Origin of the sequence: Exilibacterium tricleocarpae (genome assembly GCF_007004655.1) — a bacterium.
Lineage (GTDB): Bacteria > Pseudomonadota > Gammaproteobacteria > Pseudomonadales > Cellvibrionaceae > Exilibacterium > Exilibacterium tricleocarpae.
The window spans coordinates 14,218-28,392 of the sequence record NZ_ML660095.1; the positions used below are offsets into that span (position 1 = coordinate 14,218).

Here is a 14,175-nt window from a genome sequence, read left to right on the forward strand (position 1 = left end):
CCGGTATTGTAGTGCTCTGGCATATTGATTCACCGTAATGACTCGCTGTTAATTATCGGCCAGTCGGCCGCGTCGACAGAATCCAATGAGGTAGCGCCGGTCTCGCCACGCCACTTCGCAATAAACCTCTTGTCCGGGTCGTAAAGCTTGGTTTGTTTTTCAATATCAAAATGTCGCTTGCCTCGCGGGTCGGTGCCAACCCCCGCCAGGTACTGCCAATTCCCCCAGTTTACTGCCACATCATAATCTACCAACTGCTGCTCAAAGTAAGCCGCACCGTAGCGCCAGTCCAGATCGAGTTCGTTGACAAAGCAGCTGGCCACAATTTGGCGGCCACGGTTTGACATATAGCCTGTGGCGTTGAGTTGTTTCATACAGGCGTTCACGAGTGGGAAAGGTGTATTGCCTTGACACCAGCGCTGGAAGCGCTCCGGGTAGAAGGAAGTGAGAACTTTTTTGCGGCTGATTCCGTGGAGAGTAAAAAGCGTTGCCTGATGCGCATGGGCAAGCCACTGAAAGTACTCACGCCACAGCAATTCAAATTGTATCCAGTAGGTGGATTCGTTAGCCTCGACTCCGCTCTCATAGTGTCGGAGTGCACTGAGGATCTGTCTTGCCGAAAGGCTGCCGTTCGCCAGCCAGGGTGAAAATTTCGTCGAATTTTCCCAGCCATCGAGGGCGTTTCTTACCTGTTTGTAAGAACTTGGCAGGCGCGTTCCGAAGTATCTGGACAGGTGTCTGTGCCCTTCGTTTGCGCCACCCTTAAACACCTCCGATTTACTTTCCCCCGCAGCCGAAGGCAATTTCGTCAGGGTCCGGTCGTTAACTCGAGGTGGAGGCGGAAGCTGTATTACTGCGCAGAGGTCTTCGCCGTTATTTAAAGGCTCGATAAGTTTTCGAAACTTGGAAAAAGTTGCGGGTAACCCCGAAAGAGCAAAAGGTAACGATGCCGCTGTAAACAGCGTATGAGTGGCAAGCTCTTCAAAGTGCAGGAACTGGTAGCGCCTTTGCAGAGTCTGCCAGAGTCCATTTTCGTAGAACCCGGCGTTTTGACTGCGAAACAGTCCATCAACGTCGTACTGCGAGATTAACTGCGCCAGGGCATCGAGTGGTGATTGGTAAATGATAAGCAGGTCTTGCCCAAGACCTTCAAGTGAGTGTTTTAAGTCAACCAGCGTCTGATATAAGAATCGCCAGCGGTGATCGCCCAGTGGTCTCAGGCCATACCTGTTGGGCGTGAACCAGGAGGGATCGACCACATAGCAGCAGAGCAATTGGCTCGTTCTTTCAGCGGCTCGTGAAAGTGCGCGATTGTCCTCGATACGAAGATCGTTAGTGAACCAGTATATGCCGGTCCTCAATTTCGGTTCGTTGCCCCGTGGTTGGTTGTCCGCCATGTATCAGACCTGTCTGACCACTTTGGTTGCCGGCCAGGAGCCGATCTCGATTGCAGCGGTACTATTCGCCACTTTTCTCTGCTTGGGCATATAAAACATAAAGTTAACCTACAGGGCGTTAGTAGTTCGACGTCTCTTGGTGCCTGGATCATCGTCACTTAGGTTACAAAGATCTTTGTATACGTCACTAATGTCTATTTGGTTCGCTTCAGGTCGGATACATTTGTATGCAAGTGAGTCACCGCCTTCTGGATGCCAGCGACCACAGGGAGGAAGGTAAGGAGTTTGGAGTGTTCGGGGTCAAGTGTTCAGGGTTAAAGTAAAAACCAAGATTTGAGACCAGAGTGGAATGGCGCGCGCTTTGGGTATCTGCTTTCGCTTGAGTCGGTGCCATTCGGGCCAGAGTAAAAACCCATAGTTGGGAGTATCCGGTTCCGCCACCATGTCGGCTGAAAAGCTCTCAACATATCATCCATGGGTAACAATTGCCGGGCGCCCCTTGTCATCGACGGCGGTATGCGGCGTATACATGTCGGCTCTATAAAGGCGCGGCATAGCACCTCGTAGAATGATTATTCAATCGGCGGGGATTCCTACACGCGGCGCCTTACTCGCACCTTTACATGTTTGGGCTGCAGAAATGCGTGCAGCCCTTCTGGTCCCAGCTCACTGCCTATGCCGCTGAGTTTCCAACCGCCAAAAGGCGCCTGTAATTCCGTAGTGTCATTAATGTTGACCCCCACCGCACCAAACTCAAGTTGATCGGCTATGTCCCATGCCCGCTCGAGATCGCGGCTAAAAACGTAGGCCGCAAGTCCGTAGGGAAGGCTGTTAGCATTATCAAGCAGTGTTTTTTCACAATCACAGGAATGTATTGCGGCAAGCGGCCCATATGTTTCCTCAGTCATTGGCAGCGAATTCAGGGGAGCCTTGTCAATTAAGGTGGGGCGGAAGAAAAACCCTTTTTCGAGACCTGCAAGCTGTGCGTGATCCCCGCCTGTGATCAGTTTGCCACCCTTGGCCAGCGCGTCTTTAATATGTCGTTGCGTACGTTCTATCACTGACTGGTTCAATGCCGGACCGTACTCAACACCAGGCTCCATGCCGTGTCCCAGCTCAATAGCGGTGGTTAACTCAGTTAACGCCTCGATAAATCGCTTATGCACCGCTTGATGTACCAGTATCCGATTAACCGCAATACAGATCTGTCCCATATTCGAAAAAGAGCGACGCATCGCCGCACTCGCGGCCTCTTCAATATCCGCGTCGGGCAAAACGATAAATGGCGAGTGGCCACCCAGCTCAAGGCTTAAACGCTTTAAATTACCCGCCGCATTGCGCATGATATCCTGCCCGGCAGCGACTGAGGCGGTTGCCGAAATAGCATCGACCCCGGGATGTTTTGCCAGGGCCGCTCCGGCTACCGGGCCTGTGCCCGGTAAGTTCGCCAACACCCCTGGCGGTAAACCCGCTTCCTCGAAGCACTCCACCACTTTGCCAATAGCAAAAGGAGTCTCGTGGGGCGGTTTGACCACTATCGGACAGCCGGCGGCTAATGCGGCGCCAATTTTCCAACAATAAATGTCGACCGGATAGTTCCAGGGCACAATGGCCGCCACTACGCCTAGCGGCTGATAACTGACAATACTTTTAATCCCGGTTGACATCGACGGCCTTAACGAACCATAAACACACCGCCCTTCTTGCGCGTAATAGCGAAGTACCTCTATCCCAAACTCAATTTCCTTGCGGCTGCCGGAGACTGGTTTACCCTGTTCCCGGGTCAACAGTTCGGCGATTTCATCAATTCTTGTAACAATCAGATCGGCGGCTTTATGAATGATTCGTGCGCGCTCATCGGCATGCATGCTGGCCCAAACCGGTACTGCTTGCCGTGCGGCCTGGACAGCGCGATCAATATCCTCATGGCCCGCCAGCGGTATCTTTCCGATGCGCTCCCCGCTTGCCGGATCATGTACATCGAAACTCTCGGTTGCAAGCGGGTCTTGCCATTCGCCGGCATAAAAAAATCTTTCATTGACCATAGCTGTATTTCTCGTTTTTCCACTACCGCGCGCGCAATCGACGCCACAACTCCGCATAGTTACGGTCATTTTGGATATCGGCCTTGGCTTTATCCGTGGTGTTGGGGCTGACCATAATAAAAGGGTCCACGCCTCGTGCAGCCAGTTTTTCCACCGTTGCCGCATTGATCGCCTGGCCGAGGGCAATAGCGACACTGGTCGATGTCGCTCCTACCTTGCCTTCTACTCGCTCTACAGCAATAGAGGCATCGCCTTTGGGCACACCCGTATCGATGACTACGTCGGCAAATTCGTACAGTCGCTTACCACATGAATGCCGCGACGGGGTACTGGAGGAATGTGGAATACTGGTCACAGCGATTAGTTTCATACCTTTTTTCTGCGCTTCGATAGCTACATCGAGGGTCACAGCATTGAGCCCTGAATGGGAGAAAATCAGCATGGTATCTTCAGCATCAGTTTGATGGGATGACATTATCGCTTTGCCATATCCCTCTTGTGCGTGAATGAATCGGTACTGTCTCGCGCCCATATCACCCAGAACACGGTGAAAGGAAATCATTGAACTTTCGACAATGGGCCTGAATCCAACTGCCGTTCCAGTGCGAGGGAACATTTCCATTGCGGCAAACGAGCCGTGGCCGGTGCCAAAAGTAAACACAAGCTTGCCTTTTTCAATGCTGTCTGCACAGTGCTCAGCAGCCTGATCGATAGCTTTATACTGACTAGTAAAAGCAGTCTCCAGACGCTCAGACAACAATGCGTAATAGTGTTTGGCAATATTCATATCATCCTCTCATTTATCTGTTCACGTTGTCTTAGGGGCGATAACTACAGTTGCGTAGTAGTTACCGCCCGCAGTGCAACGGTAAAGAGATCCTGCTCGCTGACTTCCATGTCGCGATGGTCGATTTTTTGATGCTTAAGGCTGTTTACTGTTGCTACGCAGAGACTGCCGGCCTTGCAGCCCAATACCCGGCCCACAGTCAACAGTGCCGATGTTTCCATATCGACAGCTACAACACCCTGTTCGCTGAGCGTGTGCAGGTTTTTTTGTACGCGCTGATCAGTAGACTTTTCTATGGAAAACATATCGCGATAAAAGCCATCGTAACTGGCGAAATTGCCTACCCGATAATTGTGTCCATTCTCTTTGATCGCATTGATGGATGCGCTGATAACATCCAGATCGGCAATTGCCTCATAATCTGCGGGGGCGTAAGCATTTGACGTTCCCTCATGGCGCTGGGCTTTATCGGCAATAATAAAGTCGCCAAGCTCAATGGGGGGTAATGCTATGGCTGTGCCGATGCGTAAAAAAACTCTGGCGCCCAGGGTGTAGAGTTCGTGCATCACAATCGCGGCGATGGGTGCACCCATTCCAAATGCGGCCACCGTAATACCGGTACCCTGATAGGAGCCGGTAATCGTCATCAGCCCGCGGTTAACCGGAAAAACCTGTACGTCGTCAAGCAGGTCCTGAAGCCGTGAAACCCTGGCGGGGTCACCAACCAGTATCACCCGATCGGCAATTTGCTGGCTGCTGCAGCCGATATACCATGCTTTTTTTTCCATTGTCCTGCTCGCCCGTCGAACCCTGTTTTAATCGTTGCTCAGTCGGTCTCTACACGTTGGCCTAACATTGCTTGCACAGCGTCTATGCCAGCCCTGCCTATTGCGGCCAGACTTTTCTCACCGTTCATGATGGCGGCCAGGCAGGCACCTGCCAATGTATCCCCGGCGCCACAAGTGTCTTTTACAGCCAGATGAGTAACGTTAAGCGAATGGCGCTCTTCGCCTTGACAGACCAACACGTCACCGGCACCTCGTGTTTCAATGACTAGTGGAGGCGGTTTTGCCCTGCTTTTTATCGCATCGTCAATCCAACCCCGCTCATGCAGATTGCAGAAAATATAATCTGCCCGTTGTCCGAGTGCTTCGCGCAGGTCCTCCGAGTAAGACAGGGGATCGTTTTTGGCTACCCAGGCGATTGCGGTTTCGGCTCGTGCCAGCGACAATGCCCGTAACCCTATCTGTGCCGGACCGACGGTAATGCAAAGTAGGTCCGCTTTTCGTATCAGCTCCGACTGAGCAACCGTCAATGCTTCACGACCCATAAACCCCGGGTCAAAACAGCAGCCGCAGCTGCCATCTTGTTGGTATAACATCAGGCATATCGGCGTAGAACCCGGCTTAACCACAGCAACCCCAGTCTCTCGGATGCCGTCGCCTTTTATAGAGCGGCAAAACAACTTACCCATCTCATCGCTGCCGATCCAGGTCACAATGGAAGTTTTTACCCCGGTCTGTGCCAGGCTACGGCCTACATAGCGCGGCGAGCCGCCGGGGCGAGGAAAGTTATCCTCCGGTCTGCTCTTGATCATCACCGTATGATCGCCCTGGAGCTGGCCATCGAGAATTACGGGGTAATCCAACGAAGCGTAACCGGTAACGACTGCGCTTTTCATGATAACGCGTCCTCCGCCTCTGCAAGGGTCACTGCCCATCCCATATAACGGTCGATGTCCTCCAAAGCTGCATCTGCCAGATGGGGGCGATTGGAATTCACCGCCTGCCGGGGAACCAGGCAGCGATATCCCAGTGAAAACGCATCCTGGACGGTTGCCCGAACGCAGACATTGGCTTTGACGCCGGCGATAACCAGGCGACTAATACTCTTTTCCCGCAACAGTAAGTCGAGGTCAGTGGCAAAGAAGGCACTCATCCGGCGCTTGTCGATAAGGAATTCGTTGCTGTTGCCCGCGGGCCCAAAGCCTTTGAAAAACGCCGCATCATGGCTGCCGACAATGCAATGCTCCGGTAACTTTGCGTACTCAAAGTCTTCTACATCCGGTCGATGTTGTTCGCTGACATGCACTACCAACCGATCCGATGCGCGGGCGCGCCGCAGTAAGCGGTGTAAGTTGGGCACTATCTCAGTGGCAGCCTCGTAGTAATTGCTGCCAGCGGGGTGAAAGAAAGAGTTCTGTATATCGACCAGCACCAAAGCCGTCGATGCGCCTGTCACGAGGTGACTTCTCCAGTCAGTGTTCATGTTGTTGTAGTCTTTTGATCTTGCTCGGGCAGGGAAACCGAGGCAATGTCTGCTACCCCGTAGGTTCGCACCAGTCGGGTGTCGTAGGTGTAGGAGTCGCCGAGATAAATCGCTTCAACCAATTCCAATAGCTGGCCGTCGGGATCAAACGTTCGGCGGTGCACCATCATCACGGCCGCAGGTGCGGCAATTTTAAGTAGCTCAGCCTCTGCGTCGCTGGCGAGTCTTGACTGCACGCTTTCCTCTGCGTTGTCGATCACATAGCCTGCATCGCCGATGGCCTGGTACAGAGAGAAATTTACCGCTTCGCGCAGGCGTTTACCCTTGGTATTCAGCGCTGGAATGTTACCGGCGACCGCCAGTGGAATAAGGCTTTTGTGCACCGCCCAGGGAATATCGTCCACCAACCTGACCCGGTGCAACAACACCGCCGGTTCATGGCAACCATACTGCATCGCTTCATCACGCTGTAACTGGCGTAATTCAAGCAGTTGCTGAGATGGCACCCGCCCCTGCTTTAGCACGGTTTCAGCAAAGCCCTGCAGAAACCCCGGCTGGCGGTGAAGCGCGGGGCGGCTGACAAAGGTTCCGACCCCCTGGCGCCTTTGCGCCAGCCCCTCCTGCAGCAGCAGCTCTATCGCCTTGACGACCGTACCCCGGCTTACACCGTAGTCTTGCGACAGTATTGTTTCACTCGGCAACAAGTCTCCCGGCTGCCACTCTTGGGCGGCAATCCCCGCCCGCAGGCGATCGGCCAGCTGCAGGTAAAGGGGCTGCTGATTTTTATGCCGGTGTAAGGTTTTCTTCATAGTTAGCTCCCAGGGGTAAAATTATGATAACGACCACTTGACTAGTCAAGTGGTCTTTTATATATTTTTGCCATGCCGCTATCAAAGCCTGTTGTGCAGCATGCACATAACGAAAAGGGGTTTCTGGCTCGTATGTAAAGGAAGTGGTTTCTAAATCATATGAAAAATAAAAGAGAGGCAAAGTGTATGAAACCTCAACGTTATTTACGCCATTCAGGATTTACACCTACCTTCATCTTTACTGTGTTTGCCGTAGCCGCCACCACTAACAGCACCCAGGCCAACGATAACGCGCTATTGGAGGAAGTCGTGGTCACCGCGCAGAAACGTGAGCAAAGCCTCGACGATATAGGTATTGCTATCGATGCCTTTACCGGCCAGCAACTGCGTGAAAGCGGGGCCAATTCACTGCTGGATATCAGTCAGTTATCGCCCGGCTTGAACATTCGCGGCCCATTCGGCGACTTCGGGTATCCTATCATCACCCTGCGCGGTGTAAACACTGATGGTTTTATCGAAACATTGCCACAGTCCACGGCTGTTTATGCCGATGGTGTTTATCTTTCGCAGCCGCCAATGCTGGGTTTTCGCATGCTGGATTTGGAGCGGGTGGAAGTGCTTAAAGGCCCTCAGGGCACGCTCTATGGGCGCAATACGATTGCCGGTGCTGTCAACTTTGTGGCCAATCGACCCACGTTCGAGCGTGAAGGTTATGTGAATGCCGGCTACGGTCGATACAATCGTTTCACGCTCGAAACCGCTCACGGCGGTGCCCTGTCCGAAACCGTCGCCGGGCGCATTGCCGTTAAGTATTTGCGCCAGACCGACAGTCCTCTAACGAATTTGAATCCCGATGTCGGCGATGGCGGCGAGCTTGATCAGGTGTCCGGTCGCTTGTCTCTGTTGTTTGAACCTAGTGATGAGGTGGAGTTGCTGGTCCAGGTGTATGCCGGCAGGGATGAATCCGATGTCTGGCCTTTTGCGCTTATTCCAGGTGGTGAGGACACCGATGGCGATGGTATTCCCGATCGACTTTGTAATGAGTTTTTCACCGGCAATGTCAGCGCCGCGCAGCGCAACTGCCTGGCCGGAGACCCATTTGGCAGTGGCGACACCTTTAATGATACCGATGGCGATCCCTACACCATCAATCAGAATGCTATCGGCCGGCACAACAATGAATCCGTCGGCGCAATGGTTGAGTTAAATTGGGACTTGGGCGACATGGGGTTTACTTCCGTTACCGGCTGGGACGACTTCAGCCGCCGCGATGAACTGGATGAGGATGCCGGCCCGACCACGGCGATTGATAATGTGCGCAGCTCCGATATTAAACAGTTTTCACAGGAGCTGCGTCTGTCGTCCGGCGACGCTGCGGCGATGACCTGGCTGGCGGGCCTGTATTTTTCCGATGATGAACTGACCGGCGACCCCTCATTTGATTCCGGCGGCCGTCGTGATACCTCCACGCTTGAAACAAGAACCTACGGCCTCTACGGTCAGGTGGAATACCCGCTCAGCGATGATTTAACGCTTATAGCAGGTGGGCGCTACACGCAGGTGGAGCGTGATTTCAGCTATCGGACCAATGGTTTTTTTGCAGCCCCGGCATTGCAGGCCGGTATTACGGACGATTTTAGCGATGGCGACTGGTCCGGAAAAATAGGCTTGGACTGGCGTGTCAGTGAGGATACCCTGGTCTACGCCAGCGTTTCCCGCGGCTTTAATGCGGGTACCTACAACAGCCAGTTTATCGACGCCGTTATTGATATCGACCCGACATCCTCCGAAACCATCGTGGCTTATGAGACCGGCATCAAAACCAAGTTCGCCAATGGCAGAGCCAGCCTGGAAGCTTCGACTTATTTTTATGATTATCAGGATATTCAGGTTGTTGCCGTCGTACCGCGGGGTACTATCGATGCCAATGTGCTCACTAATGCCGACGGTGCTGATTTGTATGGCTTCGAGACACAACTGCGACTGCTGCCTACGGACTGGCTCGATATCAACCTGGGCATCAGCTATATCAATAGCGAGCTTGGCGAGCTTTCTTCACCGGCGCCCGGCACCGGGCTTGACAGCCCTGCCCCCTTTAACGGCGATCCCTTTGCCGGTGGACAGATTGTTGATCTGGAAGGCGAGAGTCTGCCAAACGCTCCCGAATGGAGTTTTAACTCATCGTTTACTGTGACCTTACCTGTCAATGGCCAGTATGATTTTGTCGCTCGGGCCGATATCAGTTGGGAAGACGAGATCAAAAGAGACCTAATCGGCACCCGGGCGCTTTATACTGAGGATCACTGGAATGTGGATGCCAGTTTTAGTGTGCAGACCGCCGATGACAAATGGCGTTTTTCCGTGTGGGGAAAAAATCTCGCTGACGAAACCTGGATTACCGAGGCTTACCAGGTCCTCGGCTTCGGTTTTTATATTGCCGGTGCCAACTATAATTATCCGCGCACCTTTGGTTTAAGCGTGGATTATGGCTATTAACAGCGACAGTCCATCAATCCGCGCCGGTGCGCTGGCACTCTATACCGCGGGTGGACTGTTCTGGGCATTTCTCCCTTACTTTATCGGCCTGCAAACGGATGCCGGAGGGTTGTCCCAGACTCAGGCAGGTTCGCTGGGCTCCGGCTACCTGTTGGGCTTTACCCTGGCATCTGCCGGTGCGCTCTGGTGGGTGCCGCGCTTTAACTGGCGACGGGTAAATCTGGCCGGCGCGGTGATAATCATAGCGGCCCTGGCTGTGCTTCAGGACACAGACTCTTATAGCGTGAGCCTGCTGGCGGTTATTGCCGTCGGGGTTATGATGGGGTCGTTCTGGGCTATCTACTACCGTATTTTCGCCGCTACCGCCAACCCCGATCGTAACTATGCTATAGGTATTGTTGTTTCCTATACCGTCCTGGCCGTTGTTTCTTACGTTATCGGTAGCTATATTATTCCCGCCAGCGGCCTCAAGGGGGCGGCTTACACTCTTGGTGTGGCCATTATCCTGCTGGCGAGCATTGGCCTGTTGATACCTAAAAACCTGGCAGAAGAAAAAGTGGAGGCCGGTTATTCTTACCGCCCCTCACGATCCATTGTTCTGGCTCTGATCGGCATTCTCACCACCGGTCTGGCGTTTGCGTCGGTCTGGGCCTTTGCCGAGCGCATTGGTGTTACGGCGGGCCTGTCGCGGGATGCCGTCAGCCCGGTTATTGCCTCTAATCTGCTGGCCGCCGCCGCGGGGTCGGTACTGGCAACCCTGCTCGGCACGCGGTTGGGTCGCAGATTCTCCCTTTTTGCCGGTTTCATCGTTATGGCTGTCGCAGTTTTTATGCTCTTTGGTGCGACATCTGTGTGGCTCTATGCCGGAGGTTTGATTGGGCTCGGTTTTGGGATTGGTTTTGTAATGCCCTATCAAATGGCGTTGATCGCTGTGCTCGACAGCAAAGGGCATTTTGTGGTGTTGATTGCCGCGGTGCAGGGTTTGGGTTCTGCGGCGGGACCATTGCTGGGAGGGCTGGCGGCGGATATTTCCGGTGTGGATGCGTTGTTGGTCTTTGTGCTGTGTACACTTGCCTTGAGTGCTGTCGCTTTTGCTTTGGTTGGGAGTGAGGTACCGGATTATAGGGAGGTCTGAGTTGTGTCATGATTACCCCTCTGTGGTTTACTAGCAAGTTGTATATGAAAGGCATTGAATCTGTGTGGTGTTTATAAAATTAATTTTGAGCGGCGCATTTACGTTTGCGAATCACTGACCCACATAATCTGACTCCAAAAAAGTACCTGTGAAAGATTGACTTGATATATTTGTTGCCTGGTGTGAGTTTTAGTAGTTTTGCCATCGATTGGTTATGAAAAAGCTCATCGCAGGGGGTAAAAAACTTTATCGATCTTTTTACTCCAAGCGATGAATGCGGATAGTCCGTGTCAGACCAGTGTTGGCGGAGTTGCCTTGATAAGAATTATACGTGACGCAAGCTCCTAGTGACGCTTTGTAAGTGTTGTCCCGGCATGCGGATAAATAATGGAGGCAAGAAGAGACATCGCACCTGAAAATCGCTAGATCAAGGACCGCCAATGGTTCACGCTGTTATTAAGACTCGATTGGAGATATTGATACGGGGTATTGGCTCCTTCGGGTCGTCTGGGTAGTATTTGAGCAAGAGATATCCGCGTATGTCAGTCTGGCGCTATAACAGATGACTGTTCTTGCTCGTCAACGGGTGGACTGTCCTCTTTCCTGCGTACCATTCCAGAGATAATCAGCTCCTTGATCCGCTTCCGTTCATACAGTGGGGAAAATGTACGCATTACACGCTTCCAGTCGGAATCATGCACTGTCAGTGCATCTAGAAAGCGGCGGGCGACTGACTTGGTGGTGGTTTCACTACTAAGAAAGCCAACTAGTTTTTTTAATATTGCTCCGTGCTCTTTGGAGATTACCGGTATTGGTTCTATTTTTTTCTTTGCAAAGCTGTCTCCTAGTGTTTCATTTAGTGTGGCTTGCTGGCGCGTTTCACCTGCATGAATAATATAGGTTCCGAGCGCCATGTAGTTGGTAATATCCCTATTCCAGATCCTTTCGTAGCGATCACAGATGGTTTTTCGGTAAATTTTTACTCTATTTTTTGTAATCCTTTCTCCCGGCCTTACTTCTACAGGGTAAGCGTCCTCTACTACTGCAAATTTATCTTCTGCTAGCGGTGGAACCCAGGATTCACCTCGGCCCAGATGTCCCGATGACGGTGGGTAACCCAACGCGTACATATAGGTGGTGCAAGCCAGGCAGGAGGATATCTTGGTGGTGGCCTCCCCCACTGTCACTTCATAGGGAGTGCTCCAGGGTCCGTGTCTGACGCACATATGTATGGCAGCACTCATACCATGAATATAGCCGACCTTTTCTCTGCCGTAGCCTCCGATAGGCTCCAGAGCGGGTAGAGGTCCCATGCCGCCGTCGCCTAAAGCCCTCAAATTTCTAAACGGCTGATCATGATCATTATCCTTGCCGCCGAGGACTCCCCATGGAATGTTGGGCGACGCGTCATTTTCGGTGGGATTCCATTCTTTGTCGGCACGAAAAACCCTGAGTGGTGGCCGTGTGTTTTGTGCCTCATTGGGAGTATCAGCATATTTATAACTCAATTCCACCTCATCATCCCAAATCCCTATATAGGCTCCTCGTCCTGTATAAATATTATTTTCTTCTGCCCAGCTTTTGTCTTTGTCTCTCAGTTTTTTCAATAATTCCTTGGTTTGCCATGACCGAGGTTCCTTGTCCCTGGCAGGTCCCGTCAGTCCAGCTCCTCCTTTTCTGCCGGTGATCAACTCGCCGGCTCCCTCCTTTTGCGACTGCCGGTCTTTTAGCCAAGCCCCCATTCCACCCTCGAACCGATCGAGAATATCTTGCAGGCAGGCCATTACAGTAAAAAACTCCTGTTGCTCCCGGGCGTTTTTCATAGACCAGATATCTTCGGCGGTGCGGCCATACTCGTCCCGCTTTCTACCCTTAGGCCAGCCTATACTCTTGGCAAGTTCGGCTTCATCTTCTGGCATTTTTTCGTACTCTACATCATAAGAAAATGGCTGGCGTTGATAATAACGGGTAGCCGCCAAGCCCAGAATGACGCAAGTAATAATTACGTCCGCTTCAAGCTTTACTTCAGAAAATTCTGCTGTCTCAGTGTGGTTGATTAAGCTTTGGTAAGTCCGCGCCATTTTTACTCTCCATTTAAGTTTTCCCAGAGTCTTTTCGATAGTGCTATTTGAGTCGTCAGAGATGTATCGGCCGCTGGTAGTGCTTAATAGTTGCCTGTTTATCGGTAAGGCAGGATTTATACCAATCGGTATAACTGTTCTTGAATTGGCATTGTGTATTTAACGTCGTGATGTAAAGATGCTAAGCCCACCAAGGAAATGGCTTTTTCTTGGTATAAAGTATCAGGACGGCTCAGTATGACGTCGATAGATATTTGATGGACGATTGCAGCCACCGGCAGCCGTCTCTTGGAGAGCTCCGGCCATCTGAGGATAGATAATCTCCTTGTTGTTACTGCTTGTCTGCACGTGTTATTAGATGCAGGTGTTGAACTCGGTATTAAATTTGCATTCAAGAAACTGTCTGCTTTTCTGGAGATGAAAAGATGCCCGATGCTGGTTGTAATCCTGATTTCCAGTTTGAGCGATGGCTGCGGTTCCTACTGCCGTATTTAAGTGAAGAGCCAACTACCCTGTTAAAGCAATGGATATCGAATCTGCGCACCTATGATGCTGCTCGAAAACGAGTAGATGCGATTGGCAATGGGGAAAGTCTACAGAACCTACAAGAAAAAATTGATCATATGCTTGCAGTTGAAGCAACGATAAATGATGTGGTGGCTACTGTATTTCTGGAAACTCCGGACCCTGAAGAAGCTGTTGGCTTGTGGGATGGAGGTAAAACGAGATCAAACTTGGCACAGAGAGAAAATGTTATTAACGAGATTGGCAAGCTGATCTCGCTGGCTTACACTAGAATTCGCGATGATGCCGCCTTATTTGACCGGGAACAAGGTGCCCGTGTTGAGAGTGGAAAGGTTTGCGCAGAAAAGGCCGTGCCGGCAAGTGTTGGTCCAACCCAGGTGACTGTATCTACAGGCGAGGCGGATAAGCCAGAAGTCAAAGAAGCTTTTTCAGGGTATGGGGGCGATAGGGCCAGGACATCAGGCTCAACCGCTAACAAGTCTCCACCAAAACCGGCCTCTGACTATTACGATGACTTGTTTGTTGAAGACTACTACTAGGACTTAATCTGGATAATGTCCAGAAGAGACCTCGATGGCGGCCAGTTAGCATGGTGCAGCCACCGTTTACTAATCATTTTGCGTGAAACTCAA

At 51.9% G+C, this 14,175-nt stretch carries 11 protein-coding genes; 3 read left to right on the forward strand and 8 right to left on the reverse strand.

Annotation, left to right across the window (positions count from 1 at the left end; translation table 11 throughout):
• Nucleotides 1-29: 29 nt before the first annotated feature.
• The 7 genes from FKG94_RS14635 to FKG94_RS14665 form a co-directional block, all read right to left on the reverse strand.
• Nucleotides 30-1,397 (reverse strand): DASH family cryptochrome, encoded by a 1,368-nt coding sequence (locus FKG94_RS14635; RefSeq protein WP_179957658.1) that lies wholly within the window; start codon nt 1,395-1,397, stop codon nt 30-32.
• A 593-nt stretch (nt 1,398-1,990) separates the two neighbouring features.
• Entirely contained in the window at nt 1,991-3,442 is a 1,452-nt protein-coding gene (locus FKG94_RS14640; RefSeq protein WP_142905090.1) for an aldehyde dehydrogenase family protein, read from the reverse strand.
• 22 nt (nt 3,443-3,464) lie between these two features.
• Nucleotides 3,465-4,229, reverse strand: coding sequence for a sugar isomerase domain-containing protein (locus FKG94_RS14645; protein WP_142905091.1), 765 nt, complete (start codon nt 4,227-4,229; stop codon nt 3,465-3,467).
• Between the two features lie 44 nt (nt 4,230-4,273).
• A complete protein-coding gene (locus FKG94_RS14650; protein ID WP_142905092.1) occupies nt 4,274-5,017 on the reverse strand; it encodes a nucleoside phosphorylase in 744 nt (247 codons plus the stop codon).
• A gap of 38 nt (nt 5,018-5,055) precedes the next feature.
• Nucleotides 5,056-5,910 carry a carbohydrate kinase family protein gene (locus FKG94_RS14655; protein ID WP_179957659.1) on the reverse strand — a complete coding sequence of 285 codons (855 nt, stop codon included), beginning with the start codon at nt 5,908-5,910 and terminating at the stop codon, nt 5,056-5,058.
• A complete protein-coding gene (locus FKG94_RS14660) occupies nt 5,907-6,470 on the reverse strand; it encodes a cysteine hydrolase family protein (protein ID WP_218943542.1) in 564 nt (187 codons plus the stop codon). Before FKG94_RS14660 ends, FKG94_RS14655 begins: the two co-directional genes overlap by 4 nt.
• Nucleotides 6,471-6,493: 23 nt before the next feature.
• Nucleotides 6,494-7,306: a GntR family transcriptional regulator gene (locus tag FKG94_RS14665; RefSeq protein WP_142905095.1), complete on the reverse strand. Its 813-nt coding sequence runs from the start codon at nt 7,304-7,306 to the stop codon at nt 6,494-6,496.
• A 186-nt stretch (nt 7,307-7,492) separates the two neighbouring features.
• On the opposite strand from FKG94_RS14665, the gene FKG94_RS14670 reads away from it, so the two are divergent.
• Nucleotides 7,493-9,802 (forward strand): TonB-dependent receptor, encoded by a 2,310-nt coding sequence (locus FKG94_RS14670; protein WP_179957660.1) that lies wholly within the window; start codon nt 7,493-7,495, stop codon nt 9,800-9,802.
• Nucleotides 9,792-10,937, forward strand: coding sequence for an MFS transporter (locus FKG94_RS14675; RefSeq protein ID WP_142905097.1), 1,146 nt, complete (start codon nt 9,792-9,794; stop codon nt 10,935-10,937). Before FKG94_RS14670 ends, FKG94_RS14675 begins: the two co-directional genes overlap by 11 nt.
• A 542-nt stretch (nt 10,938-11,479) precedes the next feature.
• Here FKG94_RS14675 and FKG94_RS14680 read toward each other — a convergent pair.
• Nucleotides 11,480-13,018 carry a hypothetical protein gene (locus tag FKG94_RS14680; protein WP_142905098.1) on the reverse strand — a complete coding sequence of 513 codons (1,539 nt, stop codon included), beginning with the start codon at nt 13,016-13,018 and terminating at the stop codon, nt 11,480-11,482.
• 425 nt (nt 13,019-13,443) lie between these two features.
• Here FKG94_RS14680 and FKG94_RS14685 point away from each other — a divergent pair, with 425 nt between their 5' ends.
• Nucleotides 13,444-14,082, forward strand: a complete 639-nt coding sequence (locus tag FKG94_RS14685) for a hypothetical protein (RefSeq protein WP_142905099.1) — start codon at nt 13,444-13,446, stop codon at nt 14,080-14,082.
• Nucleotides 14,083-14,175 lie beyond the last annotated feature (93 nt).

What these genes read in the sequence shown, in the direction of transcription:
- FKG94_RS14635 (WP_179957658.1), bottom strand. Translation starts at nt 1,397, where the DNA reads ATGGCGGACAACCAACCACGGGGCAACGAACCGAAATTGAGGACCGGC.
- FKG94_RS14640 (WP_142905090.1), bottom strand. Translation starts at nt 3,442, where the DNA reads ATGGTCAATGAAAGATTTTTTTATGCCGGCGAATGGCAAGACCCGCTT.
- FKG94_RS14645 (WP_142905091.1), bottom strand. Translation starts at nt 4,229, where the DNA reads ATGAATATTGCCAAACACTATTACGCATTGTTGTCTGAGCGTCTGGAG.
- FKG94_RS14650 (WP_142905092.1), bottom strand. Translation starts at nt 5,017, where the DNA reads ATGGAAAAAAAAGCATGGTATATCGGCTGCAGCAGCCAGCAAATTGCC.
- FKG94_RS14655 (WP_179957659.1), bottom strand. Translation starts at nt 5,910, where the DNA reads ATGAAAAGCGCAGTCGTTACCGGTTACGCTTCGTTGGATTACCCCGTA.
- FKG94_RS14665 (WP_142905095.1), bottom strand. Translation starts at nt 7,306, where the DNA reads ATGAAGAAAACCTTACACCGGCATAAAAATCAGCAGCCCCTTTACCTG.
- FKG94_RS14670 (WP_179957660.1), top strand. Translation starts at nt 7,493, where the DNA reads ATGAAACCTCAACGTTATTTACGCCATTCAGGATTTACACCTACCTTC.
- FKG94_RS14675 (WP_142905097.1), top strand. Translation starts at nt 9,792, where the DNA reads ATGGCTATTAACAGCGACAGTCCATCAATCCGCGCCGGTGCGCTGGCA.
- FKG94_RS14680 (WP_142905098.1), bottom strand. Translation starts at nt 13,018, where the DNA reads ATGGCGCGGACTTACCAAAGCTTAATCAACCACACTGAGACAGCAGAA.
- FKG94_RS14685 (WP_142905099.1), top strand. Translation starts at nt 13,444, where the DNA reads ATGCCCGATGCTGGTTGTAATCCTGATTTCCAGTTTGAGCGATGGCTG.